The organism is Duganella margarita (assembly GCF_009857535.1).
GTDB classification, from domain to species: domain Bacteria; phylum Pseudomonadota; class Gammaproteobacteria; order Burkholderiales; family Burkholderiaceae_D; genus Rugamonas; species Rugamonas margarita.
In genome coordinates, this window is the sequence record NZ_WWCS01000015.1 from 18,196 (window position 1) to 43,153 (window position 24,958).

Genomic DNA, 24,958 nt, shown 5'->3' on the forward strand with positions numbered 1-24,958 from the left:
CATGTCCTTACATCTGCGACAGTTTTTGCAGCATCTGGTCGGAGGTGGTGATGGCCTTGGAATTGATCTCGTAGGCGCGCTGGGTCTGGATCATATTGACCATCTCCTCCACCACGTTGACGTTGGACGTCTCCACATAGCCCTGCAAAATGGTGCCGGTGCCGTTGCTGCCTGGCGTGTTCTGCTGCGGGGCGCCGGACGCGGTGGTTTCCACGTACAGGTTTTCGCCCTTCGATTCCAGCCCGGTCGGGTTGATGAAGGTGGCCAGTTGCAAACTGCCCAGCTGCTGGGTGGTGGTGGCGCCGTTGGTGTTGGCGATGTTGACCGAGACGGTGCCGTCGCGCGCCACGGTGATCGACTGCGCGGTGATCGGGATGGTGATGGCCGGTTGCAGCGCAAACCCTTCCGAGGTCACCATCTGGCCGTTCTGGTCGCGCTGGAAGGAGCCGTCGCGGGTGTAGGCGGTGGTGCCGTCCGGCAGCAGCACGGTGAAGAAGCCGCTGCCATTGACCATGATGTCTTTATCGTTGCCGGTCGACTGCGGATTGCCCTGGGTGTGGATGCGCTCGATGGCGACGGTGCGCACACCGGTACCGAGCTGCATGCCCGAAGGCAGATTGGTCTGCTGCGACGATTGCGCCCCCGGCTGGCGGATATTCTGGTACAGCAGATCTTCGAACACGGCGCGCGACTTCTTGAAACCGTTGGTGCTGACGTTGGCCAGATTGTGGGACGTGACGTCCATCTGCGTCTGCTGCGCTTCCATGCCAGTCTTGGCGATCCATAACGAACGTATCATGATGCTTCTCCCAATGCCGGACGAACATCAAACCTGTTCATCCCATGCAAGCATTATGCGGGAGAGCGCATCAACTCAAAGCGAGGATCTGGGTGGCTTTTGCGGCGTTATTCTCGGCGTTCTTCATCAGGCTCATTTGCATTTCAAACTGCCTTGCCAGACTGATCATGTTGACCATGGAATCAACCGGATTGACATTGCTGCCCTCGACCGCGCCATCGACCACGCGCACCGTGGGGTCGTTCTGGGCCGGCGTGCCGTCGGCCTGGCGGAACAGGCCGTCGTCGCCGCGCAGCAGCGTCCTGGTGTCGGGATTGACCAGCTTGATACGGCCCAGCACGTTGGCCGGGCCCGGCGCGTAATTGTCGTCGTTGACGCTCACCGTGCCATCGCTGGCGATGGTGATCTTGGTGTCCGGCGGCACCGCGATCGGCCCGCCGTCACCGATCACGGTCTGGCCGCTGGTGGTTTGCAGGATGCCGTTTTCGGTGACCTTCAGGCTGCCGTTGCGGGTATAAGCTTCGGAACCGTCCGCCGACTGCACCGCGATCATGCCCTGGTCGCGGATGGCGATGTCCAGCGCCCGCCCGGTGGTCTCGATCGGGCCGGAACGGAAGTCCGTCCCCACCGTGGAGTCGACCACAAAAGCGCGCGTGGGCAGGCCCTCGGACACCACCGGCACCGCCCGGAACGTATCGAGCTGGGCACGGAAGCCGGTGGTGGTGGCGTTGGCCAGGTTGTTCGACACGGTGGCCTGCTGCTCCATCACGTGGCGGGCCCCGGTCATCGCGGTGTAGACGAGACGGTCCATAAGTTACCCCTTTAACTGCGCCATTAACGCAGATTGACCAGCGTTTGCAGGATCGAGTCCTCGGTCTTGATGGTCTGCGCATTGGCCTGGTAGACGCGCTGCGCGGTGATCATGTTGACCAGTTCGGCCGTCAGGTCGGTGTTCGAGGTTTCCACCGCCGACGAGCGCAGCGAGCCCATCGAGCCCGCGTTCGGCACGCCGATGGTCGGCGGACCCGAGGTCGAGCTTTCCGCCCAGGCATTGTTGCCCAGTGGCGTCAGACCGTCGACGCTGGCGAAATTGGCCATGGCGATCTGGCCCATGGCGCGCGACTTGCCGTTGCTGTACTGGCCCAGGATCACGCCGTTCTCGTCGATCGAATAACGCTGCCAGGAGCCGGCCGAGTAACCATTCTGGGTCGAGCCCAGGTCGTTGGTCACGCTGCCGTACTGGGTGGTTTTGTCGAAGGTGGTGGCGACCGTCATCGGCTCCTGCGCGCCGGTGTCCGGGAAGATCGGCAGCTGGATCTGGAACGGCAGCGTTTGCGGCGGGTCCATCTGCGCCATGGCTTGCGGGTCGAGCGCGCCGTTCTTGGTGAACAGCAGCGTGCCGACCTTGACCGCAGGAACCGTAATGGCGGCGGCCAGCAGGCCGTTGATCTGGTCCGGCGTCTTGCCGGTGACCGAGCCGGTGGGGCCCGGGTCGATGGCGGCGTAGGCGGCGTCGATCGCCGCCAGCTGGTCAGTGCTGGCGCCGGCCGTCTGGGCGGCGGCATACATGGCGTCGTGCGCCACGGCAGCGTAGGCGCCGGCCGCCTGGGCCACCGCGTTCACATCGGCCGGCACCGCCTTCACGGCGGTGTTGTAGTCGAGCCGCGCCTGCACCACGTTCGCATCGCTGTTGACCGACGCGGCCACGCTGGCCGACACGATTTCCTTGTTGTCGGCGGCGGCGTACACGTCCCAGGTATTGGCGTCGGTCTTGACGTAATACGTGGTCATGATGTGCGCGGTCCCCAGCGAGTCATACACGTTGAGCACGGTCTGCTTGTTGTAGCTGGTCGGGTCGTTGGCGTCGAACGGCTGGGTGGCAGGCACTTTTTCAGCCGAGCTCAGGTTCAGCTGAAAGTTGGCGGTGGTGGTTTCCACCGGCGTCAGGTCGGACTTGTCCAGGGTCAGCGGCACGGGCGAACCGAGCTGGATCACGCCGGCCGTGTTCGACAGATAACCGGTCAGCTGCGCGCCTTGCGCGTTGACCAGCGTGTGGCTGGCGTCTTCGTGGAACTGGCCGTTGCGCGAGTATTCCACCGCGCCGTTGACCACCAGGCGGAAGAAGCCGCCGCCGTTGATCGCCACATCCAGCGGATTGCTGCTGGTCTCGATATTGCCCTGCGTGAACTGCTGCGCCAGTTTCGACACCGTCACACCAATCCCGGCGTTGTTGCCCGACACGCCATTGAGCGAGTTGGCGTACAAGTCGGCAAACTGCGCCTGCGAACTCTTGAAGCCCACAGTGCTGGCATTGGCGATGTTGTTGCCAATGACGTCCAGCGATTTGGATGCAGCATTCAAGCCGCTCAGTCCTTGTTGGAACATGGTATTCCCCTATTGGTGATGACTGCTTACAGAACTTCTTTGACATCGCTCATGGCGAACTGCCCGAGCGAGGTATTCAGTTTGACGCCGCCGCTGCCGGTCGACACGCTGGCCACGGCCGCCAGTTGCAGCGGCGTGGCGTCGGTCAAGGTCTTGCCGGCGCTGGTGGCGGTGACGGTAAAGGTGTACTTGCCGGCCGGGGCGGCGGTCTTGTCGTCCTGGGTGCCGTCCCAGGTGATCGGGTAGGTGCCGACGTCGGCATTGGTCATGGCCATGGTGCGCACCGTCTTGCCGGTGCTGTCCTGGATCGCGATCGTCACGCTCTGCGCCGCCGACGCCAGGTCGATGCCGAACACGCTGGAGCTGGTCTTGGTGCCGTCGTCGGCGGTGCTGGTCGCCAATTCGATGCCCTTGCCTGCCACCAGCACCCCCTTGCCGATCATGCTGATCGCGCTTTGCGACTGCGAACTGGCGATATCGGAGCGCAGCGATTCCAGCGTGGCGTTGACCTTGTTGATGCCGGTCACGGTCGACAGCTGGGCCAGCTGGCTGGTCATGGCGGCATTGTCCATCGGATTCAGCGGATCCTGGTTCTGCAGCTGGGTCACCAGCAGTTTCATGAACTTGTCCTGGTCCGCCTGCACGCTGTCGGTCGTCGTGGTCGTGGTGGTGGTCGGGGTGCTGTTCACCGCCGCCGGCGTGTCGATGATGCCGCTAATGGTCATGATGGCCTCTTGTTTCTCTTATTTAGTTTTGACCGATGGTCAGGGTTTTCAACAGCAGCGTTTTCGCCGTGTTCATGGTTTCCACATTGTTCTGGTAGGAGCGCGAGGCCGACATCATGTTGACCATCTCGTCCACTACGTTGACGTTCGGCATGGTGACGTAGCCGTTTTCGTCGGCGCCCGGGTGCTTGGGGTCGTACATCATCTTCATCGGCGACTGGTCTTCCACCACCTGCTTGACCCGTACCCCGGTGGAGGCGCCGCCATTGGTCGGCGTCTGCGCCTCGAACACCACCTGGCGCGCGCGATAGGCTTCGCCGCTGGCGCTGGTAGCGCTGTCGGCATTGGCCAGGTTGGAGGCCACCACGTTGAGCCGCTGCGACTGCGCGCTCATGGCCGAACCGGAAACATTAAAAATATTAAACAGTGACATGATCAGCTCCCTGACTGGATCGCCGCCAGCATCGACTTGATCTGGCCGTTGATGGCGGTGATGCCGGCTTCGTAGCGGATCGCGTTGTCGGCAAACTGGTTGCGCTCGACGTCCATGTCCACCGTGTTGCCGTCCACCGCGCCCTGGATCACGCCGCGGTACAGCAGTGGCGTGCCGTCGGCCAGCGTACCGGCGTCTTGCAGAGGGTTGGGGTAATGCTTGACCGCGGTGGTCGCCAGCGACTGCTGGGCATTCGGGTTGGCCTTGGCCAGCGCGGCCTGCATGGTGGCGCTGAAGTCGATGTCGCGCGCCTTGTAATTCGGCGTGTCCGCGTTGGCAATATTGGAGGCGAGCACCGACTGACGCGTCGAACGCAGGCTCAGTGCCGTTTCATTAAAGCGCATGTAATCGTCTAACTTGCTGCCGAGCATGATGTGCTCCCCTTCCACATTAATGACAGGATCGATGATACGGAGTTGCCCGCCGTAACAATCGGGCGATAAGCACCCCATTTCCCGCCTTATTCAACGCTTCAAGTCCAGCCTGCCAGACTATGATGGCAGCATTGAACGGGAAACCATCGCCATGAAACCACGTCTGCTCATCGCTGCACTCTTCGGCATTGCACTTGGCGCCAACGCCGCCGCCCAGCCCGGTCGCCAGGACATCGCGGCCATCAAGCACACGGTCGAACAATTCCTGCAGGTGCAGGCCGGCGGCCTGCCGGGCCAGGTCACGGTCACGGTCGGCGCCATCGATCCGCGCATGCAACTGGCCGCCTGCCCCGACCCGCAGGCTTTCTTCATGCCCGGCGCCCGCGCCTGGGGCAAAACCACGGTCGGCGTACGCTGTGCGACACCGGCCACGTGGACGGTATATATTCAAGCCAACGTGACCGTGGTGGGCGAATACATCGCCGCCGCCGCCCCGCTGGTGCAGGGCCAGCCGATCGACGCCAACCAGTTGACCGTCCTCAAGGGCGATCTGACAATGTTGCCAGCAGGTATAGCCACCGACGCCAGCCAGGTGATCGGCCGCAGCGCCTCGGTGTCGTTGCCACCAGGAACGCCTTTGCGGCTGGACACGCTGCGCAGCAAGCCGGTGGTGCAGTCGGGCCAGCTGGTGCGCCTGGTATCGAGCGGCAGCGGTTTCAGCGTCTCGGCCGAGGGCCGGGCCATGAGCACGGCCGGCGACGGCCAGGTGGTCCAGGTGAAAACCGGCAATGGGCAACAGATTACCGGCATCGCCAAGACCGGCGGCATGGTCGAGGTGGCATTTTGAGCAATGGCCAGGCAAACCCGGCTAAAGTTTACGACCGAATCGCCGTTACCGACTCAGATCCCGGAGTTTCGTACTCCTCGCTGAGAAGGAAATGCTGTGAAAATTAACGATACATTAAAGAGCACGCCCGGCCTGCCGTCGACGCCTGCTGCAACCAGCTCCACCGCGCGCGGCGCGGACAAGGCTGCGGAAGCGGCGCCGTCGAATGTGGCGTCGGACAGTGTCCGCCTGTCTCCGCAAGGCCAGGCCATGGCGGCCAGTTCGGCCAGCGGCGCCAATGCCGTGTTCGACACCAAGAAAGTCGAGCGCATCAAGTTGGCAATTGCCGATGGCCAGTTCCAGGTCAACTCGGAAAAAGTAGCGGATGGCTTGCTGGATACCGTCAAGGATCTGCTGCACTCAAGAAAACGATAGGATAGTCATGACCACCGTCACCCCGCTGAACAGCCTGCGCGAAGAAGAACACATCATGTCCACCCTGCTGGATGTGCTGCGCCAGGAACAGCAACTGCTGGTGACGGCCGAGATTGAAGGCCTGCCGGCCATTACCACCCGCAAGAACGCGCTGGTCACGCAAATGACCCTGTTATCCGCGCAACGTCACCGCTCGCTGGGCAAATGCGGCTTTCCTGCCGAGGAAGCCGGCATGGATGCGTGGATCGCCGCCAGCGGCGAGGCGCGCGCCGAGTCGGAAAGCCTGTGGAGCGCGTTGCTGCAGCACACCCGCACCGCCAAGGAACTCAACCTGCTCAATGGCGTGCTGATCAACAAGCAGATGGGGCAAACCCAGGATGCGCTGCACGCCTTGCGGCCGCAGGGTTCGGCCGGCAACAACTTCTATGGCCCGGGCGGCGTGACCACCACCCTGCCGCGCAGCCGCGGTTTCCTCGCCGGCTAATTTATTGCGCCGGCAATGCCGTCGGCACTTCCGTACTCGGATCAGGAATTCCCGACAAGATCGTCACCGCCACGCGGCGGTTGCGCGCGCGGCCCAGTGGCGTGTCGTTGTCGGCCACCGGCTGGTTGGAGCTGAAGCCCACCGCCGTCAGCCGCGTCGGCGCCACGCCGGCATCGATGAACAGCCGCACCACGCTGCTGGCGCGCACCGACGACAATTCCCAGTTGGATGGATAACGCGGATTGGCAATCGGCTGATTATCCGTATGCCCTTCCACCTGCACATTGTGCGTATCGCTCTTGAGCAGATTGGCCACCGCGCGCAGCGCTTCCACCGATTCCGGCATCAGCCTGGCCTCGCCCGGATCGAACAGCACCGACGCATTGATCTCGACGCTGACGCCGCGGCTGTTCTGCGTCACCCGCACCTTGCCCTCCTTGACCAGCGGCGCCATGGTCGACAGCAAATCCTGCGCCAGCCGCGTCATCTGCTCTTTTTCCTTGCGCAGCAGCTCGGTGCGGCGCTTCAGGCCGGGATTGGGAATCGGCAGGTTCTGCACCTGTGTATTGACCGGCGTGGCCGAACCCTGGCCGCCGAAGGCATTGCCCAGCGCGTCGGAAAACACCTTGTACTTGCCGATGTTGACCGCCGAAATCGCATACATGACCACAAAGAACGCGAACAGCAGCGTGATGAAGTCGGCGTACGAAATCAGCCAGCGCTCATGGTTCTCCGGCTCGTCGTCGAACTTTTTGCGGGCGCGACGGTAGTACATCTCAGTGCTCCCGCAGCAGCGTGGCGATGCGTTCGTCGATCACCCGCGTGTGGTCGCCGGTGGCGATGTCGTAGAACACCGCCGCCGCAATCTCCTGCTGGTGCACTTCCTGCGTGACGATCGCCTTCAGTTTATTGGCGATCGGATAGAAGAACAGATTGGCCAGGCCGACGCCGTAAATGGTCGACACGAACGCGATCGCAATGCCGGACCCCAGCTTGCTCGGATCGGTCAGGTTTTCCATCACGTGAATCAGGCCCAGCACCGCGCCCAGGATGCCGATGGTCGGCGAATAGCCGGCTGCCGATTCCCAGATGCGCACGGCCTGGCGCTCGGCGGTTTCATAGGCGGTAATTTCGGTGTCCAGCAGCTGGCGCAGTTTCTCCGGCGCGATGCCGTCGACGATCAGGCGCAGGCCCTTGGTGTTGAACTGGTCCTTGGAGGCCAGCATGTAGCGCTCCAGCGACAGCAGGCCGTCGCGGCGCGCCGCCAGGTTCCAGGCGTTGATGTCGCGCGCCAAGGCGGCGCGGGTGTCCTTGGGCGGCGCAAACACCAGCCGCAGCATGCGCACGCCGCGCACAAAGGTCTTGAAGCGGGTCTGCAACAGCACCGCGCCAAACGTGCCGATGACAACGATCGCAAACGCCGCCGGTTGCAACAAGGAAGTGAGCTTGCCGCCTTCCATGGTCTGGCCGGCCATGATGCCGGCCAGCGCCAGCAGCACGCCGGCTACGCTGGCCCAGTCCAAGACCGCTCCCGGAGTGAGGCGCGCAGACGCGCCACGGCCTGCGTATGCAATTGCGATACGCGCGATTCGGATACGCCCATCACGGCGCCAATTTCTTTCAAGTTGAGCTCCTCTTCGTAGTACAAGCCCATCAGCATCTTCTCGCGCTCCGGCAGCATATCGATGGCATCGATCACGGCCTGGCGGAAGTCGCCGTCCAGCAGGGAACGCAGCGGATCGGCGTCGTCATCGGCGGCATAGCGGTCGAGGAAGCTGTCGTTGCCGTCGTCGTCATGGAAATCTTCGTAGTACACCAGCTGGTGGCCGCCGCCGTCGCCCAGCATTTCCTGGTAGTCGGCCAGCGACAGCTTGAGCGACTTGGCCACTTCCGATTCGCTAGGCGGCCGGCCCAGGCGCTGCTGCAGCGTCGACATGGCGGCTTCGACCTTGCGCATGTTCTGCCGCAGCGAGCGCGGCAGCCAGTCGCTGCTGCGCAGCTCGTCCAGCATGGCGCCGCGGATGCGCAGCACCGCGTAGGTTTCAAATTGCGCGCCGTGGGTTTCTTCGTAACGGCTGATGGCGTCCAACAGGCCGATCATTCCGGCTTGCACCAGATCGTCGACTTCGACGCTGGGCGGCAGTTTCGCCTTCATGTGGTGGGCCAAGCGTTTTACCAACGGCATATGCTCCGTCAGTAAAGTATCCTTGTCCGCTTTCCCTTTTACCGTATACATTCGAATATTTATTATATTAATCAAGCGCGCAGTTGGTGAGTCCCCCCCAGCGCGAAGCGGCCCGCCAATTGGCGAAACGCGACAGAAGCCCCCGCCAGCGGAAACGCATCGACCACCGCACGCCCCAAGCGCGCCGCACGTTGCAGGTATTCATCCGCCGGCACCGATCCCATCGACACCAGATTGACGGCCAGGTAACGGCTTGCCGCCTGTGCCATATTATCGTAAACCAACCTAGCTTCGTCTTCCGAGGCGCCGGTGACCAGAATGCCGAACGGCCGACGGCCCAGTTCCTGGTTCAGGCGCTTAATCATACTGTACGCAGCCTTGATCGAGGTAGCGCTATTCGAGACCTGCACCACAATCTCCGAGCTGGCCATGATCGGCACCGGAAAGGCTTCGCCGTCGAACTCGCCGTCGACCAGCACCATGCCGGTCTGCTTGGCCAGCACATCGAAGGCCTTGGCCAGGCGCCGGGTCTCGTCCGGACCGGAGCGCGCCGCGCCGCGGGTCATCGACGCCACCGAGAAACCTTGCGGCACCGCGTGGATCACCTGGTTCAGCGCGCATTCCTGGCGCGCCACATTGAGCAGGCTGTCGCCGCCGTCGACACCCAGGCGCGAGGCGACGCCGTGGGCGCTGGCGCAGGCGTCGACGATCAGCACGTCATTGCCGGCCCGGGCCAGCGAAGCGCCCAGGTTGACCAGCATGGCGCCCTTGTCGTCCTGCGGCGCCGCCGACAGAAAGGTAACGATGCGGGGCTGGGCCCCGGCCAGCATGCGGCGCAGGCCCTCCGCCTGGTCGAAATTAAAATTAGCCAAGGTGCACCTCGCGCATGCTGCGGTTGTCTTGCGTTGTATTGCTCATCAGCAGAGGCAGCTCCGCATCCTGGTACTGAGTGTGGACGCTGTCTCGCTTGAGCTTGAAGGCGCGGTCGATCAGGTAGGCCGGATCGGCCAGGTGCAGGTCTTCCGGCACGCGCTGGCCGTTCGACACGTAGAACAGGTTCAGCTTGTGGCGGATCACCACGTCCAGCGCGTTGCCAATCGCGGCCGCTTCGTCCAGCTTGGTCATGATGCAGCCGGCCAGGCCGCTGCCCTGGTAGGCGCGCACCACTTCGCTCAGGGTTTCCTGGGTGGCGGTGGCGTTCAGGCACAGCAGGCGCTTGACGTTGGTGTCGGCGCCTTGCAGCATCGACACCTGCTCGGTGACCATCTGGTCGCGCTGGCTGACGCCGACCGTGTCGATCAGCACGGTATGCTTGTTCTTCAGTTCTTTCAGGGCGATGCGCAGGTCGGCTTCATCCTTGACCGAGTGCACCATCACGCCGAGGATTTTGCCGTAGATGCGCAGCTGTTCATGCGCGCCGATGCGGTAAGCGTCGGTGGTGATCAGGGCCAGCTTGTCCGGGCCGTGGCGCATCACGCAGCGCGCCGCCAGCTTGGCGGTGCTGGTGGTCTTGCCGACGCCGGTCGGACCGACCAGCGCGAACACGCCGCCCTGCTCGATCAGCGCGTCTTCGTTGGCCATGGTTTGCAGGTTGCGCGTGAGGACGGTCTTTATCCAGCGCAGGCTGTCGGCGGCGTCGCGGCCGGCCGGCAGTTTTTCGATCAGGTAGCGCGCCAGGCTGGCCGAAAAACCGGCCGCCAGCATTTCGCGCAGCACCGCGGTCTTCTGCGGTTCGCGCGCTTGCGTCGCGCCCCATGACAATTCGGCCAGCTGGGTTTCCATCATGCCGCGCATGGCGCGGATTTCGCTCATCATGCCGCTCATCTCGACGGCGGCCGATTCCTTGGCGCTGGCGACAGCGGCGCTGACCAGCGCGGCGATCTGGTGGGCGTCGATAGATGGCGCGGCTTTTGGCTGTGGTGCAGGCGCCGGAGTCGGTACCGGCGCGGCTGCGGCGACCTTAGTGGCGAGCGATGAGTGCGAGGCCACCACGCGGCGTTGCGGCTGCACCGGCAGGCTGGCTGGGCGGGTGCTGGCAACCGGCGGCGACATGTGCGGCAACTCCTCTTCGAAGCGCGGCTCGACGCGGCTGGCGGCGATCACCGGGGCGTCCAGGTCCAACGAGGGTGCGGGTTCCGCCATCGGCGAATGCGGCGCCGGCATGGCCAGCGAGGCGGCGTCATCGTTTGCCAGGGCGAGGATTTCGACGATGCCGTCGGATTGACGGTTGGACAGGATCACGGCGTCAGGGCCGAGGGATTCGCGGACTTTGCGCAGCGCTTCGCGGGAAGTCGGTGCGGTAAATTTTTTAACGTTCATGACCGTCTCTCAAGGGAACCAGGTTGAGTCACGCGCCTTGCGATACAAGACGCCTTGACTCCAATGCTTCCATTATTGACGATGCACTCCGGAAACGATCTGATGAACAGGGGTACAAATGGCCCGCATTTCAGTCGCGGAAAACTTCGTCCAGTGTATGGGCATCAACGAAGTTCAGCACCCATTTGGACAGTTGCGCGACATCGGCGTTAACCAGGCGCGCCGCCACCTCAGGATCGAGCGCGCCAAAGCGCTTGCCCAATAGCGCCGCCAGCATCTCCGCCCCGCCTTCCTGACGGCCTTCCTGACGACCTTCCTGACGGCCTTCCTGAAGACCTTCCTGACGACCTTCCTGCAGGCCCTTCTGCCGGCCTTCCTCCAATCCTTTCTGCAGCCCCGCCTGCAGTCCCTTCTGCAGCCCCTCCTGCAGCCCCTTCTGCAACCCTTCCTGCAGTCCTTTGCTCATACCGATCTCCATCCCTATACGCTCATATGAGGTGACATAAGGCATAGCTTTTCTCCTTTCCAATTCCAGGATCCCATACCTGAGCCGCTTATCAAGCGACTTGGGCAGACGCATCAGCCAGTCGATCGTGCGGTGCAGATTAATGATACGCCGCTTGTCCCAGTCACGTTGATACAGTAGCTTGGCCAAACGCCACTTGGCGCGGCGGCGTTGGTGAGGGCTGTGTTTGGTCTGCTGCGTTAACAGGTGGGCAGCGGTCACCAGGGCAAACGGATTGGCGTCAGTCAGAAGAGCGTCCAGGCAGCCGGCATAGTCCTGCAACTTAGCCACTGGGAAATTCAAGCGCAACTCACAGCCCAATAGGGAATAAGCGAACGATTCAGGCTTCCAGCGCCGCCCCGTATCCGCCAGCACCGCCATGCTGGCGACCGGCCGGTGATAGCGGTCATACACGCGGTAGTGATAGGTGAAGATGCGTTCGGCAAAGCCCGCGTCGCGCCAGCCTTGCACTTCCAGGTGCACCAGCACCCACTGCTCACCGCCCTGATGCAGGTACACGCGCACCAGCTTGTCCAGCAGTCGCTTTCCCTGCTCGGCACCGGGCGACAGTGCAGACAACTCCTGATCGAGAAAATCATGCGGCCGCGACCAGTCGATCGCGGCATGCGCGGAGGGGAAATAGAAAGCCATGAGTTCCGGGAAGTGATCGGTGATCACGTCCTTCCACGGCGTGTCGTAATCGTCATTCATGCAGGCAGTCTAGGCTGCCTGCATGGGAACATGACGCGCTAGATCAAGCCGGCTGCTGGCCGACCAGCGCAGTCACGCGGATGGTTTTGCTTTCCGGGATCTCGGCATGCGACAGCACCTTCAGCTGCGGCAGCGAGCGGCGCAGGAAGCGCGACAGCAAGGCCCGCAACGGTCCCGGCACCAGCAGCACCGGCGTCAGGCCCAGCGCTTCCTGCTGCTGCGTGGCCGCCGCCGCCTGCTGCGCAATGGTATCGGCCAGCCCCGGCTCGATGCCGGCGCCATCCGGACCGCTGGCCGCCAGCGCCTGCATCAGCAAGCGTTCCAGACGATTATCCAGTGTCATCACCGACAGCTCGCCGGCGCCAGGGAACAGCTGCTGCACGATCGCCCGGCCCAGCGCGATGCGCACCAGCGCCGTCAGGTCGCCGGCATCCTGGGTGTGCGCGCCATGCTCGGCCAGCGTCTCGATGATGGTGCGCATATCGCGGATGTGCACGCCCTCCGCCAGCAGATTCTGCAGCACCTTCTGCAAGGTCGAGATCGACACCATCTTCGGCACCAGATCCTCCACCAGCTTCGGCGATTCCTTGGCCAGATGATCCAGCAGCGACTGCACTTCCGAGCGGCCCAGCAGCTCCGACGCGTGCGTGGTGATCAAATGATTCAGGTGCGTCGCCACCACCGTGCCGGCATCCACCACGGTATAGCCCATGCCCTGCGCCTGGTCGCGCAGGCTGGCGTCGATCCACACCGCCGGCAGGCCGAAGGCGGGATCGGTGGTCACCATGCCCTGCAAGGTGCCGCTTGCCATGCCCGGATTGATCGCCAGGAACTGGCCGTTGAACGCCTCGCCCGCGCCCACCTCCACACCCTTGAGCGCGATCCGGTAGGCCGATGGTTTGAGTTCCAGGTTGTCGCGGATGTGCACCGGCGGCGCCAGGAAACCCACCTCCTGCGCGAACTTCTTGCGGATGCCCTTGATGCGCTTGAGCAGCTCGCCGCCCTGGGTCTTGTCCACCAGCGGAATCAGGCGATAGCCCACTTCCAGCCCCAGCGTATCGACCGGCATGATGTCCTGCCAGGTCGCCTCTTCCTGCTCCGAAGTGGCCGCCGCGGCTGGCGCCGCCGCTTCCGCCGCCGCCGTTTCGGCCGCGACTTTCTGCACTTTTTTCTTCGACATCAGATAAGCCGAGCCGGCCAGCGTGCTCGCCAGCAGGATGAACACCAGGTTCGGCATACCGGGAATCAGCCCCATGCCGCCGATGATGCCGGCCGTGATGTACAGCACTTCCGGCTTGGCGAACAGCTCGCCCACCAGCTGCGTGCCGATGTCCTCGTCGCTGGCCACGCGCGACACCACGATGCCGGCTGCCACCGAGATGATCAGCGATGGAATCTGCGCCACCAGGCCGTCACCGATGGCCAGCAGCGTGTAGTTTTTCAACGCGTCGGAAAACGGCATATCGTGCTGGATCAGGCCGACCAGCAGGCCGCCGATGACGTTGATCACCGTCACCATGATGCCGGCCACGGCGTCGCCGCGGACGTACTTCGATGCACCGTCCATGGCGCCGTAGAATTCGGCTTCCATCGACACTTCGCTGCGGCGTTTTTTCGCATCTGCCTCGCCGATCAGGCCGGCGTTGAGGTCGGCGTCAATCGCCATCTGCTTGCCCGGCATCGCGTCCAGGGCGAAGCGCGCGCCCACCTCGGCGATACGGCCCGCACCCTTGGTCACCACCACAAAGTTGATGATGGTCAGGATGATGAACACCACGATACCGACCGTGTAGTTACCGCCGATCAGGAAGTGGCCGAAGGCCTCGATCACCTTGCCGGCCGCATCGGCGCCGGTATGGCCTTCGGTCAGCACCACCCGGGTCGACGCCACGTTCAGCGACAGCCGCAGCATGGTCGACACCAGCAGGATGGTCGGGAACGACATGAAGTCCAGCGGCTTCACCGTGTACAGCGAAGTCAACAACACGATCACCGACAGCGCGATGTTAAAGCTGAAGAAGATATCCAGCACAAACGCCGGCAACGGCAGGATCATCATCGCCAGCAGCATGATGATCAGCAGCGGCGCCGCCAGGCTGGACTTGTTCGGCGAGGACGCCAGGCCTTGCAGCCATGGTGGTAACTTCACGTTGCTGAGGGCGTTCATGCGGATGCTCCATTATTCAAATCTGGGGTCTTGCCATGCTTGGGGATGAAGGCGGGATTCAGCGGGTCCATGGTGGCCGGCACGTCGAGCTGTTTCGGCTCTTCCGGACGGTTGCCGCCGGCACGGCTGAACAGGCGCAGCTGGAACACATACGCCAACACCTCGGCCACGGCCGCGTACAGCTGTTCCGGAATCTCGTCGCCGATCTCGGTATGCTTGTGCAGCGCCCGCGCCAGTGCCGGCGCTTCCAGAATCGCCACCTTGTTTTCCTTGCCGATTTCGCGGATCTTGGCGGCCACCTCGTCGATCCCCTTGGCCACCACTTTTGGCGCGCCGCGCATGCCATCGTTGTATTTCAGCGCCACTGCATAGTGGGTCGGATTGGTGACGATCACGTCGGCGGTCGGCACGTCGGCCATCATGCGGCGCTTGGCCATCTCGCGTTGCAGCTGGCGGATCTTGCCCTTGATCTGCGGATTGCCGTCGGATTCCTTGGATTCCTGGATCAGCTCCTGGCGCGTCATCTTCAGTTTGTCGGCGTAGTGCCACATCTGGTATGGGCCGTCGATCGCGGCAATCAGGCCCAGCGCGCCGACGATGAACAGAAAGCTGGACGCCAGCATGTTCAGCGTGTGGCCGATGCCCAGCTTGAGCGGCTCGACCGACAGGCCGATCACCGCATCCTTGTACTTCATCACCACCAGGTAGGTGACAAAGCCGACCACCACCGTCTTCAGGATGGCCTTGAACAGCTCCACCAGCGCGTTCTTCGAGAACATATTGGTGATGCCGCTGATTGGATTGAGCTTGCCGAAATTCGGCGTGAAGACCTTGCTGCTGAACAGCCAGCCGCCCACCAGCAGCGGCGAGGCCAGCGCCACCACCATCACTGCCACGCCCAGCGGCAGGCAGGCGATCAGCACCTGCACCAGGTCCACGGCGATCCGGTGAATCAGCACGTCGCTGTCGAAAATCTGCTCCTGGGTCAGCTTGAGGCCGGATACCAGCACGGTTTGCAGCTGCCGGATCAGGCTGTCGCCGGTCATCCACAGGCCGGCGCCGGCCGCCATCAGCACGGTAAACGTCGCCACTTCCCGCGAACGGGGAACGTCGCCTTCTTCGCGCGCCTGCTCGAGGCGCTTCGCTGACGCGGGTTCGGTCTTTTCGGCGTCGCTGTCTTCTGCCATGGATTCTGCCTGCTACGTGGGTTAATTGTCGACCCTGCCATTATCGATGGCGGCAGGCGCGCGGCATCGATGGAATACGGCGGGTTTTCACCGCCTGCTCCACAATTCCATACGGAAACTCAGGCTGGTCAGGCGGATTGCCTGACGGTTTGCTGGATGGCGCCGAACACGGATTTACCGTCGTCCAGCATTTCGATGCGGATGGTGTCGCCAAACGCCATGAACGGCGTGACCGGCTCGCCGCCGGCAATCATCTCCAGGCAGCGTTGTTCGGCGATGCAGGAATAGCCGCGCCTGGCGTCCTTGTTGGATACCGTGCCCGAGCCGATAATCGACCCGGCCCGCACATTGCGCGACTTGGCCAGATGGGCAATCAGTTGCGGAAAATTGAACACCATATCGACGCCCGCATGCGGCTTGCCGACCAGTTTATCGTTCCAGGTCGACAACAGCGGCAGGTGCACCTTGCCGTTTTTCCAGGCATCGCCCAGCTCGTCCGGAGTGACGGCCACCGGCGAAAAACTGGTGGCCGGCTTGGACTGCACGAAGCCGAAGCCTTTGGCCAGTTCTTCCGGAATCAGATTGCGCAGCGATACGTCATTGGCCAGCATCAGCAGGCGAATCCGCTGGTGGGCTTGGTCGGCGGTGGCGCCCATGGCCAAATCGTCGGTGATCACGCACACTTCTGCTTCGAAATCGATGCCCCACTCCTCATGCGCCAGCATGATGTCGTCGGTCGGGCCGAGCAGATCGTCGCTGCCGCCCTGGTACATCAGCGGCTCTTCCCAGAACGAAGCGGGCAGCTCGGCGCCGCGCGCCTTGCGCACCAGTTCGACGTGGTTGACGTAGGCCGAGCCGTCGGCCCACTGGAACGCGCGCGGCAATGGCGCCATGCAGTTTTGCGGCTCGAAATCGAAGCTGCGGCGGCCGCCACCCCGGTTCAGTTCATGGTAGATGGCGTCGAGTTGCGGGGAGATGAAGGCCCAATCATCCAGCGCCCGTTGCAGCGTACGGGCCACGCCGTCGGCCAGCTGGGCGGTTTTCAGGTCGCGCGAAACCACCATCAACTGGCCGTCGCGGGTGCCGTCCCTCAGCGTCGCGAGTTTCATGCTGGCGTCAGCAACGACAGTTGTTCAGCCGTCAGGTAGCACCAGTCGCCCTCCTCGATGCCCAGCGAGGCCAGCTCCAGACCGCCGATGGCGGAACGGTGCAGCGCCGAGCAATGGTTGCCGGCGGCGGCCAGCATGCGCTTGACCTGGTGGTATTTGCCCTGCTCCAGCACGATTTCCAGCTGGAATTCGCCGCGCTTGATGCAGGTCTGCGCCGCCAGCGGCGCCGGTTCATCGTGCAATTGCACGCCGGCCAGCAGCTGGGCGATCAGCTCATCGGTGACCGGTTCCGCCGTAGTGGCCTGGTAAATCTTGGGCACGTGCCGCTTCGGCGACGATTGCGCATGGATAAAGGCGCCATCGTCGGACATCAGCAGCATGCCGGTGGTGTCGTGGTCGAGCCGGCCGACCGGCTGCACGTCGCGCCAGGTCAGTTCTTCCGGCAGCAGGGTCAGCACGCCCGGATGATGGCTGGGCTTGCGCGAACATTCATAGTTCTGCGGCTTGAACAGCGCGATGTAGACGTGTTCGCGGTACACCACGTCTTCGTCGAACAGGTTGAAAACCAAACCGTCGGTGTCGATGGTTTCTTTGTAATTGTCGTGCACCACGCCGTTGATGGTGACTTCGCCGTCCTCGATCAGGGAGCGGCAGTATTTGCGGGTGCCATAGCCCTGCGATTGCAGGATGCGGTCCAAGGATAATTTGCTCATGGCCGGGATTTTACAGGAGTCTGGATCATTGATGCATATCAAGCCCCGCCCGGATTCTATTGATAGACTGAAACTGCATTAGGAATTCGCCTACTGCGCTTCGGAATCTCAGCAGGACATCATATGACTTTTCCCGCCAACCCAGCGGCGCAAGCCCAGGCAGCCAAACACCGGGCCGCACTGCTATTGGAGCGCTGCCGCCATGAGCAGCCACTAACGCCCATCCCAGCGGCCAGCGCGCAAGCGCTGTGGCATCGCTATCAGCAAACCCTGTTCCTGGCCTGGCTGGACGCCGGCGGCTTTGCGCAAAACGAACCGCCAATAGAAAACAGCGGCATTGCGCCGCTGTTTTCAGCCCCACAAGGGGACTCGAAAGAGGAATCGAAATTCTCTCTGAGCCGCATCGACGATGCGGTGGAGTAGTTCCATCATTCAGTCTGAATCAAGAACGTGCTGACAACAAGATAAACTGTTTATATCGGCCCCCCTTGGAAAGAACTACAACACCACTATAGTTCACCACTCCGGATATGCAAGTGAAAAAGAGACCGTATTGATAATGTTAATCGCCGCGCCAGTCGTCCATGATGCAGCCTAATGCAGGCTCGGCCGTACAGTGTCGACCGCCGACTTCATCGCGCCGGCGCCCATCGCCGCGCCGAATTTCTTCAGCACGCGTTCCGGCAAGCCTTCGTGCTGGGTATAGTCGACGATGTCTTCCGCCTTGATGACGTCGCGCGCCACCGTATCGACCGTGCCATAGGCGTCGGCCAGGCCCATGTCAATCGACTTGGCGCCGGTCCAGAACAGGCCGGAGAACATCTCCGGCGTTTCCTTCAGGCGCTTGCCGCGGCCGCTGCGCACCACCTGGATGAACTGTTCGTGGATTTCGTTCAGCATCACCTGCGCGTGCTGCTTGTGCTTCTCGGTCAGCGGGCTGAACGGGTCCATGAAACCCTTGTTTTCGCCGGCGGTCAGCAGGCGGCGTTCGACACCCAGCTTTTCCATCGCGCCGGTGAAGCCGAAGCCGTCCATCAGCACGCCGATCGAGCCGATAATGCTGGCCTTGTTGACATAGATGCGGTCGGCGCCGGCGGCGATGTAATAGCAGCCGGAGGCGCAGATCTCGTCCACCACCACGTACAGCGGCTTGCCCGGATAGCCTTTGCGCAGGCGCACCATCTCGTCGACGATCATGCCGGCCTGCACCGGGCTGCCGCCGGGGCTATTAATATGCAGCACCACCGCTACCGAGCCGGTGTCCGAGAACGCCTTGTTCAGCGCCGGAATCACCACCGCCGCCGAGCCGCTGCCCTCGGATTCGATGGCGCCCTCGACTTCGATCAGCGCCGTGTGGCGGCCCAGCGTTTCGCTGTCCGAGCCGGTCCAGCTGAAGTCGAAGTAGGCGCTGAGCGCAAACACGATCACCAGCAAGGTCACGGCCTTGAAGAAAATACCCCAGCGGCGCGCGGCCTTCTGCTCCTTCAGCGTGGCAAACACCAGCTTTTCCAGCACCTCGCGCTCCCAGTTGGAGGCGCTGACGGCTGGCTTGGCCGGCTGCGGAGCAGGCGTCGGCGTCGGGGTGCTGCTCGGATCGATGTTGTCGCTCATGGATTGCTTGTCTTGGTTAATCAGGCGCGCACAGGGCGCACATATTCATCCGGCTGCCAGTAAATCTGCTGGTCATGCTCAACCACGGCGATCGGCCGCAGCCGCCCGCCACGGCACGGGCCGCCGGCGCACTGCCCGGTTTCCGGCACATACACCGCGCCGTGGGTGGCACACATGATGTACAGCTTGCTGGATTCAAAGAACTCGCCTTCCGCCCAATCGAGTTCGATCGGCACGTGGGCGCAACGGTTCAGGTAGGCATAGGCGGCGCCGCCGTGGCGCACCACGAAGCCGGTGGCATCCTCGCCGCCAGCCGTCAGCGGAAAGCGCACGCCCTTGCCGCCGTTCTCGATGGCGTCCGAGGCGCAGATCAGGATTTCATCCACGGTGTCACTCATCTAGGCGTTCTCGCTCAGCCAGCCATGCAGCTCGGCCACCGTCTTGGCCGAGAACATCGGCTTGCAGGCGGCCAATTGCTCGACCGGATGCGCGCCGTACTCGACCGCCACACCGGCCGCGCCGGCATTATTAGCCATCAGCAAGTCATGCGAAGTATCGCCGATCATCACGGTACGGCGCATATCCTGGCCCAACTCGCGCGTCAATTCCTGCAACATGGCCGGGTGCGGCTTGGAGAAGGTTTCGTCGGCGCAACGCGTTGCGTCGAACAGCGACAGCACTTTGACGTCATTCATGGCCCGGTTCAGACCGACCCGGCTCTTGCCGGTGGCCACGGCCAGGAAATAGCCGTGATGCGACAAATCCTCCAGCATGTCGTGCACGCCGGGGAACAGACTGATTTCGTGATCGCGCGACAGGAAATGGTAACGATAGCGCTCCACCATGCGCGGGTAATAGGTCGGATCGATGTCCGGCAAGACCGCCTGCATGGCTTCGTGCAGGCCGAGGCCGATCACGTGCGCCGCCATTTCGTCGCGCGGCACCGGCAGCGCCAGGTCGCGCGCTGCGGCCTGGATGCATTTCACGATGGTGGAAGTGGAATCCATCAGCGTGCCATCCCAATCGAAGACGATCAGATCAAATTGCTTTCTTGCCATTGTGTTTGCGATTAATTAAGAGGTTTGCCCAAGCTTACCAAGAATCGCTCACATTCGGCGGCCAATGGCGCATTGAGCGTCATGTTTTTGCCAGATTCGGGATGGGTAAACGTAATTTGATGCGCATGCAGGAACATGCGTTTCAGTGCGCCGCGTTGGTCCGTGGCTTTCAGCAAAGCCTTGTTGAGCGCGAAATCGCCGTACTTGTCGTCACCTAGAATCGGAAACTCCGACGATGACAGATGAACGCGAATCTGGTGGGTGCGGCCGGTTTTCAGTTCGGCTTCCAGCAAGGCAAAACCCTCGAATTTCTTCAGCAGCGAAAAAATCGTGTGCGAGGCCATGCCGCCCTCGTGCGACACCGTGACGCGGCGTTCGCCGTCCGCCGTTGTATATTTATGCAACGGCAACTTGATATGCTGGCGCGCGTTTTTCCAGTCGCCTGCCACCATGGTCAGATAGCGCTTGTCGGTCAGGCCGTCGCGCATTTGCTCGTGCAGATTGGTCAGCGCCGAGCGTTTCTTTGCGAGCAACAACAGGCCCGAGGTTTCGCGGTCGAGGCGGTGCACCAGTTCCAGGAACTTGGCGTCCGGCCGCGAGGCGCGCAACTGCTCGATGACGCCGAACGACACGCCGGAACCGCCGTGCACGGCCACGCCGGCTGGCTTGTCGATCACCAGCAGGTGGGTATCCTCGAAAATAATATCGAATTCGGCCGCCGGCACGTGGTTGTCCGGCTTCTCTGCCAAACGAATGGGGGGGATTCGCACCACATCCCCTTGTACCAGGCGGTACAGTTGGTCGATACGACCCTTGTTAACGCGGACTTCGCCCGAGCGCAGGATACGATAGACGTGACTTTTCGGCACGCCTTTGCAGATACGCAACAGGTAGTTATCGATCCGTTGACCGGCTTCTTCTTCAGTGATGGTGACGAATTGGGCTTGCAGCGGGGCGGACGTTGAAGCGGGAACAACATCTTTTTGCATCTTCATTTGCTCTGTCTTCCCAGAAATCTCTCTAAGTCCTTCATTTTGAATATATAATTGTTTCGCTGCGGTTCAAACTGCGGCAAGTGTAAGAATAAAAGCACATTTTACACAGGGGCGTCTCCACTGGCCTCGCCAAATTGCAAATTCAGAGGAAAAAATGTATACGCACCATCCCTGACGGAATCAAGGTTGCACCGTCGTTGTAATCGGAGGGCGGCAGGGGTGGCGAAGAAGATTGATTGGTTAGTAAGGATAAAGTCCGGTCAGCCAGCTCACGCGGGCTGGCCGGTTTGATGAGTAGTTGATAACGCTTGCCGTTTTCGCCAGACCCCATGCTTTACTGCAAGCTCGACGGAAGGCTGGAAACCAGCCTGGTTACCGAAGTTGCATTATTTGTAGTAGCAAGCATGGTCGAGATCTGGTCATTTAGACGCTGCTCTCCGTCTGTTCTTTTCTGCCGTCCGTTGGGGCCGCATGGAGAACTACAGATGAAGCGAGCACTCGGCATGTCGATCAGCCTCATGCGCCCAGTTGCGGCCGTTTCGTGCAGCCGCACAGGATGGGCATAACCCACCGCAATCACTCCAATTCTCGCGTATATCCCTGTAGCTTGCTGGACCGGACTAAGAAACCGGACAGCATAGATGGCCCAAGGGTCGCGGAGTTAATAAAAATGAAACGCATGTTATTTAACGCTACGCAGCAAGAAGAGCTGCGCGTAGCGATTGTCGACGGTCAGAAACTGATCGATATCGACATCGAAACCGCCGGACGCGAACAGCGCAAGTCCAATATCTACAAAGGCGTGATCACCCGCATCGAACCGTCGCTGGAAGCGTGCTTCGTCAGCTATGGCGAAGACCGCCACGGTTTCCTGCCATTCAAGGAAGTCGCCCGCACCTACTTCAAGGAAGGCGTCGATGTCCGCAACGCCTCGATCAAGGATGCCCTGCGCGAAGGCCAGGAAATCATGGTCCAGGTCGAAAAAGAAGAACGCGGCAACAAGGGCGCCGCCCTGACCTCGTTCGTTTCGCTGGCCGGCCGCTATCTGGTGCTGATGCCGAACAACCCGCGCGGTGGTGGCGTATCGCGCCGTGTCGAAGGTGAAGAGCGTCAGGAACTGCGCGAAACCATGGACAAGCTGGACCTGCCGCCAGGCATGTCGGTGATTGCCCGCACCGCCGGCATCGGCCGCAACGTCGATGAACTGCAGTGGGACTTGAATTACCTGATGCAACTGTGGCGCGCCATCGAAGGCGCCGGCAAATCGGCCTCGGGCGCGTTCCTGATCTACCAGGAATCGTCGCTGGTGATCCGCGCGATCCGCGACTACTTCCAGCCGGACATCGGCGAGATCCTGATCGACACCGACGAGATCTACGAACAAGCCCACCAGTTCATGAGCCACGTGATGCCCGACATGGTGCACCGTGTAAAACGCTACAGCGACGACGTGCCGCTGTTCTCGCGTTTCCAGATTGAACACCAGATTGAAACCGCCTACAGCCGCACCGTGCCGCTGCCATCGGGCGGCGCCATCGTCATCGACCACACCGAAGCGCTGGTCTCGGTCGACGTCAACTCGGCCCGCGCCACCCGCGGTTCCGACATCGAAACCACCGCCTTCCACACCAACTGCGAAGCGGCTGAAGAAGTCGCCCGCCAGCTGCGCCTGCGCGACCTGGGCGGCCTGATCGTGATCGACTTCATCGACATGGAAGTGGCCAAGAACCAGCGCGAAGTGGAACAGCGCCTGAAAGACGCGCTGCACCACGACCGCGCCCGCGTCCAGATGGGCAAGATTTCCCGCTTCGGCCTGATGGAACTGTCGCGCCAGCGCCTGCGTCCGTCGCTGTCGGAAGGTTCGCACGTTGCCTGCCCACGCTGCTCGGGCACCGGCCACATCCGCGATACCGAATCGTCGGCGCTGCAAGTCCTGCGCATCATCCAGGAAGAAGCGATGAAGGAAAATTCGGCCACCATCCACGTGCAGGTGCCAGTGGACGTCGCCGCTTTCCTGCTGAACGAAAAACGCAGCGAAGTACTGAAGATCGAGACGCGTCACCGCATCAACGTCATCCTGGTGCCGAACAAGCACCTGGAAACCCCGCACTACAAACTGGAACGCATCAAGCACGACGATCCGCGCCTGGAAGACAGCGCCGCCAGCTACTCGCTGGCCGAGACCGCCGAAACCGACATGGCCTATAGCAAGCGCCAGAAGGAAGAGGCCAAGCCGCGCCAGGAAGCTATGGTCAAGACCATCACCCCTGATCAACCGGCCCCGCTGGTCGAGCGCAAGCCGACCGAAACCGTGATCAAGCCAGCACCGGCTCCGGCGCCAACGCCAGCCCCGCAAGGTTTCTTCGCCAAGCTGATCAGCTTCTTCACCGGCGCACCAGCCGCTCCGGCCCTGCCGCAGCAGCCGACCATCGTCGTCAAGGCGCCAGCCGGCGCCGACCGTGGCGACCGCAACGCCCGTGGCCCGCGCGGCCGCAACCGCAACGGCAAAACCGGCCGTCCTGAGCGTGAAGAGAAAGAACCAGGCGCAGCCCGCGCCGGCGCCGGCCAGGAAGAAGGCAAGGCAGCCGACGCCAACGGCCGTCCGCCACGTCAGCCACGTCCACCACGCGAACCGCGTGAAGGCCGCGAGCCACGTGAAGCGGGCGCCGAAGGCCAGGGCCGTGAACGCGCCGAGCGTGCAGAACGTCCGGAACGCGCAGAACGTCCTGAGCGCGCCGAGCGTGCCGAACGCGGCGAGCGTCCACCACGCCAGCCACGCGAGCCGCGTGGCGACAAGGCGCCGGTCGAAGCCAAAGTGGAAGAACTGGCACTGAACGCCGGTGTTCCTGCGGCCGGTCCAGTGGCTGACGCTGCCGCCAGCATCCTGAAAACCGCGCCGAACGCCGGTCCGGAAGGCGATGAAAACGACGTCGCAGGCGAAGGCGATGAGCCACGCCGTCGTCGTCGTCGTGGCGGCCGTAACCGTAACCGTCGCGAGCGCGAAGGCGCAGAAGGCGTGGATGGCGTAGAAGGTCAGGAAGGCGAAGCGGGCGAACAGGCAGAACTGGGCTTCACGCCAGTCGCCGAAACCGCCGCTGTGGCCGTCACGGCTGTCGCAGTGACGGAAGTCACCGAGGCTGTGGTTGTTGCCGCACCTGTTGCTGAAGCCGCACCAGCGGTTGAAGCTGCGCCAGTGGTGGAAGCGGCACCTGCCGCGCCGGTAACAGAAGCCGCGCCGACGGTGGTCGAGGCGCCTGCCCCGGCACCCGTTGAAGCTGCCCCAGTCGCTGCAGAGGTGGAAGCAATCGTGCCGCCAGCACCGGTAGTTGAATTGGCAGCCGAAACCGTCGCCGCACCGGCCGTGGTAGAAGAAGCCGCGCCAGTGGTAGAAGCCGCACCGGCTCCAGCGCCTGTAGCGGAAGTGCCAGTCGCCGCGCCAGTGGTGATCGAGGCCGCGCCAGTCGCAGCAGAAGCAGCACCTGTGGTGGCAGAACCAGTGGTGGCCGCGCCAGCGCCAGTCGTTGCCGCTCCGGCACCGGCGCCTGCTCCGGCGCCAGCACCAGCACCTGCTCCGGCACCAGCGGCGCCGATCGACCTGCAAGCAGTGCTCGGCTCCGCCGGCCTGACGCTGGCAGCCACCGACCCGGCCAAGCTGCGTGCCGCACAGGAAGCTGCTGCGCAAGTCGCGCCGCCGGTGCGCGTACCGCGTGAACGCAAGCCGGTACAGCAGCAAGTTGACGAGCCATTGATCCAGGTCGATACTCGCCGTTAATCTGCTCCGGCAAATAAAAAAAGGGAAGCTTCGGCTTCCCTTTTTTATTGGCGACCTGCGTCTCACCTCTGGGCAGTACGCCAAATGGCCGCTCGTGGTATCGTA

Annotated in this window: 25 protein-coding genes; 5 read left to right on the forward strand and 20 right to left on the reverse strand. The window is 62.6% G+C overall.

Annotated elements, in window-relative coordinates; all coding sequences use genetic code 11:
• Window positions 1-7: 7 nt before the first annotated feature.
• The 6 genes from flgG to flgB all read right to left on the reverse strand — a co-directional run bounded on the left by flgG (window position 8) and on the right by flgB (window position 4,773).
• A complete protein-coding gene (flgG, locus tag GTP55_RS20590) occupies window positions 8-799 on the reverse strand; it encodes a flagellar basal-body rod protein FlgG (RefSeq protein WP_110844736.1) in 792 nt (263 codons plus the stop codon).
• Between the two features lie 70 nt (window positions 800-869).
• A complete protein-coding gene (flgF, locus tag GTP55_RS20595; protein ID WP_161046729.1) occupies window positions 870-1,610 on the reverse strand; it encodes a flagellar basal-body rod protein FlgF in 741 nt (246 codons plus the stop codon).
• Window positions 1,611-1,633: 23 nt separating this feature from the next.
• Window positions 1,634-3,184 (reverse strand): flagellar hook protein FlgE, encoded by a 1,551-nt coding sequence (locus GTP55_RS20600; protein WP_161046730.1) that lies wholly within the window; start codon window positions 3,182-3,184, stop codon window positions 1,634-1,636.
• Window positions 3,185-3,210: 26 nt separating this feature from the next.
• The gene (locus GTP55_RS20605; RefSeq protein WP_161046731.1) at window positions 3,211-3,909 is read right to left on the reverse strand and encodes a flagellar hook assembly protein FlgD; all 699 of its coding nucleotides are present in this window, start codon (window positions 3,907-3,909) and stop codon (window positions 3,211-3,213) included.
• A 22-nt stretch (window positions 3,910-3,931) separates the two neighbouring features.
• Window positions 3,932-4,342 carry a flagellar basal body rod protein FlgC gene (flgC, locus tag GTP55_RS20610; protein ID WP_161046732.1) on the reverse strand — a complete coding sequence of 137 codons (411 nt, stop codon included), beginning with the start codon at window positions 4,340-4,342 and terminating at the stop codon, window positions 3,932-3,934.
• Between the two features lie 2 nt (window positions 4,343-4,344).
• The gene (flgB, locus tag GTP55_RS20615; protein ID WP_161046733.1) at window positions 4,345-4,773 is read right to left on the reverse strand and encodes a flagellar basal body rod protein FlgB; all 429 of its coding nucleotides are present in this window, start codon (window positions 4,771-4,773) and stop codon (window positions 4,345-4,347) included.
• A gap of 154 nt (window positions 4,774-4,927) precedes the next feature.
• On the opposite strand from flgB, the gene flgA reads away from it, so the two are divergent.
• The 3 genes from flgA to GTP55_RS20630 all read left to right on the forward strand — a co-directional run bounded on the left by flgA (window position 4,928) and on the right by GTP55_RS20630 (window position 6,521).
• A complete protein-coding gene (flgA, locus tag GTP55_RS20620) occupies window positions 4,928-5,623 on the forward strand; it encodes a flagellar basal body P-ring formation chaperone FlgA (protein WP_161046734.1) in 696 nt (231 codons plus the stop codon).
• 96 nt (window positions 5,624-5,719) lie between these two features.
• Window positions 5,720-6,037, forward strand: a complete 318-nt coding sequence (gene flgM / locus GTP55_RS20625) for a flagellar biosynthesis anti-sigma factor FlgM (protein ID WP_110844742.1) — start codon at window positions 5,720-5,722, stop codon at window positions 6,035-6,037.
• A 7-nt stretch (window positions 6,038-6,044) separates the two neighbouring features.
• Entirely contained in the window at window positions 6,045-6,521 is a 477-nt protein-coding gene (locus tag GTP55_RS20630) for a flagella synthesis protein FlgN (RefSeq protein WP_161046735.1), read from the forward strand.
• A gap of 1 nt (window position 6,522) precedes the next feature.
• Here GTP55_RS20630 and motD read toward each other — a convergent pair whose 3' ends face one another.
• The 10 genes from motD to GTP55_RS20680 form a co-directional block, all read right to left on the reverse strand.
• Window positions 6,523-7,296, reverse strand: a complete 774-nt coding sequence (gene motD / locus GTP55_RS20635; protein ID WP_161046736.1) for a flagellar motor protein MotD — start codon at window positions 7,294-7,296, stop codon at window positions 6,523-6,525.
• A gap of 1 nt (window position 7,297) precedes the next feature.
• Window positions 7,298-8,044 (reverse strand): flagellar motor protein, encoded by a 747-nt coding sequence (locus GTP55_RS20640; protein ID WP_161046737.1) that lies wholly within the window; start codon window positions 8,042-8,044, stop codon window positions 7,298-7,300.
• Window positions 8,026-8,757: an RNA polymerase sigma factor FliA gene (locus GTP55_RS20645; RefSeq protein ID WP_110844746.1), complete on the reverse strand. Its 732-nt coding sequence runs from the start codon at window positions 8,755-8,757 to the stop codon at window positions 8,026-8,028. Before GTP55_RS20645 ends, GTP55_RS20640 begins: the two co-directional genes overlap by 19 nt.
• Window positions 8,758-8,777: 20 nt before the next feature.
• The gene (locus tag GTP55_RS20650; protein WP_161046738.1) at window positions 8,778-9,578 is read right to left on the reverse strand and encodes a MinD/ParA family ATP-binding protein; all 801 of its coding nucleotides are present in this window, start codon (window positions 9,576-9,578) and stop codon (window positions 8,778-8,780) included.
• Window positions 9,571-11,025: a flagellar biosynthesis GTPase FlhF gene (flhF, locus tag GTP55_RS20655; protein WP_161046739.1), complete on the reverse strand. Its 1,455-nt coding sequence runs from the start codon at window positions 11,023-11,025 to the stop codon at window positions 9,571-9,573. The genes GTP55_RS20650 and flhF overlap by 8 nt, the downstream gene beginning before the upstream one ends.
• A 130-nt stretch (window positions 11,026-11,155) precedes the next feature.
• Window positions 11,156-12,241: a transposase gene (locus tag GTP55_RS30090; RefSeq protein WP_161046740.1), complete on the reverse strand. Its 1,086-nt coding sequence runs from the start codon at window positions 12,239-12,241 to the stop codon at window positions 11,156-11,158.
• A gap of 43 nt (window positions 12,242-12,284) precedes the next feature.
• The gene (flhA, locus tag GTP55_RS20665; protein ID WP_161046741.1) at window positions 12,285-14,408 is read right to left on the reverse strand and encodes a flagellar biosynthesis protein FlhA; all 2,124 of its coding nucleotides are present in this window, start codon (window positions 14,406-14,408) and stop codon (window positions 12,285-12,287) included.
• The gene (flhB, locus tag GTP55_RS20670) at window positions 14,405-15,595 is read right to left on the reverse strand and encodes a flagellar biosynthesis protein FlhB (protein ID WP_161046742.1); all 1,191 of its coding nucleotides are present in this window, start codon (window positions 15,593-15,595) and stop codon (window positions 14,405-14,407) included. Before flhB ends, flhA begins: the two co-directional genes overlap by 4 nt.
• A 128-nt stretch (window positions 15,596-15,723) precedes the next feature.
• Entirely contained in the window at window positions 15,724-16,704 is a 981-nt protein-coding gene (locus tag GTP55_RS20675) for a fumarylacetoacetate hydrolase family protein (RefSeq protein WP_161046743.1), read from the reverse strand.
• Window positions 16,701-17,417, reverse strand: a complete 717-nt coding sequence (locus tag GTP55_RS20680; RefSeq protein ID WP_161046744.1) for a pseudouridine synthase — start codon at window positions 17,415-17,417, stop codon at window positions 16,701-16,703. The genes GTP55_RS20675 and GTP55_RS20680 overlap by 4 nt, the downstream gene beginning before the upstream one ends.
• A 123-nt stretch (window positions 17,418-17,540) precedes the next feature.
• Here GTP55_RS20680 and GTP55_RS20685 point away from each other — a divergent pair, with 123 nt between their 5' ends.
• Window positions 17,541-17,840 carry a hypothetical protein gene (locus GTP55_RS20685; protein WP_202423808.1) on the forward strand — a complete coding sequence of 100 codons (300 nt, stop codon included), beginning with the start codon at window positions 17,541-17,543 and terminating at the stop codon, window positions 17,838-17,840.
• 171 nt (window positions 17,841-18,011) lie between these two features.
• Here GTP55_RS20685 and GTP55_RS20690 read toward each other — a convergent pair whose 3' ends face one another.
• From GTP55_RS20690 to GTP55_RS20705, 4 genes are read right to left on the reverse strand one after another with little or no spacing between them, the layout of a single operon-like run.
• Window positions 18,012-19,028: a S49 family peptidase gene (locus GTP55_RS20690; protein WP_161046745.1), complete on the reverse strand. Its 1,017-nt coding sequence runs from the start codon at window positions 19,026-19,028 to the stop codon at window positions 18,012-18,014.
• Between the two features lie 20 nt (window positions 19,029-19,048).
• Window positions 19,049-19,426 (reverse strand): Rieske (2Fe-2S) protein, encoded by a 378-nt coding sequence (locus tag GTP55_RS20695; protein WP_161046746.1) that lies wholly within the window; start codon window positions 19,424-19,426, stop codon window positions 19,049-19,051.
• Entirely contained in the window at window positions 19,427-20,086 is a 660-nt protein-coding gene (locus GTP55_RS20700) for an HAD-IIIA family hydrolase (RefSeq protein ID WP_161046747.1), read from the reverse strand.
• Window positions 20,087-20,097: 11 nt separating this feature from the next.
• Window positions 20,098-21,081: an RluA family pseudouridine synthase gene (locus GTP55_RS20705; protein ID WP_161046748.1), complete on the reverse strand. Its 984-nt coding sequence runs from the start codon at window positions 21,079-21,081 to the stop codon at window positions 20,098-20,100.
• Window positions 21,082-21,751: 670 nt separating this feature from the next.
• Between GTP55_RS20705 and GTP55_RS20710 the strand changes: the two genes are divergently transcribed.
• Window positions 21,752-24,853: an Rne/Rng family ribonuclease gene (locus GTP55_RS20710; protein ID WP_161046749.1), complete on the forward strand. Its 3,102-nt coding sequence runs from the start codon at window positions 21,752-21,754 to the stop codon at window positions 24,851-24,853.
• Window positions 24,854-24,958: the final 105 nt, after the last annotated feature.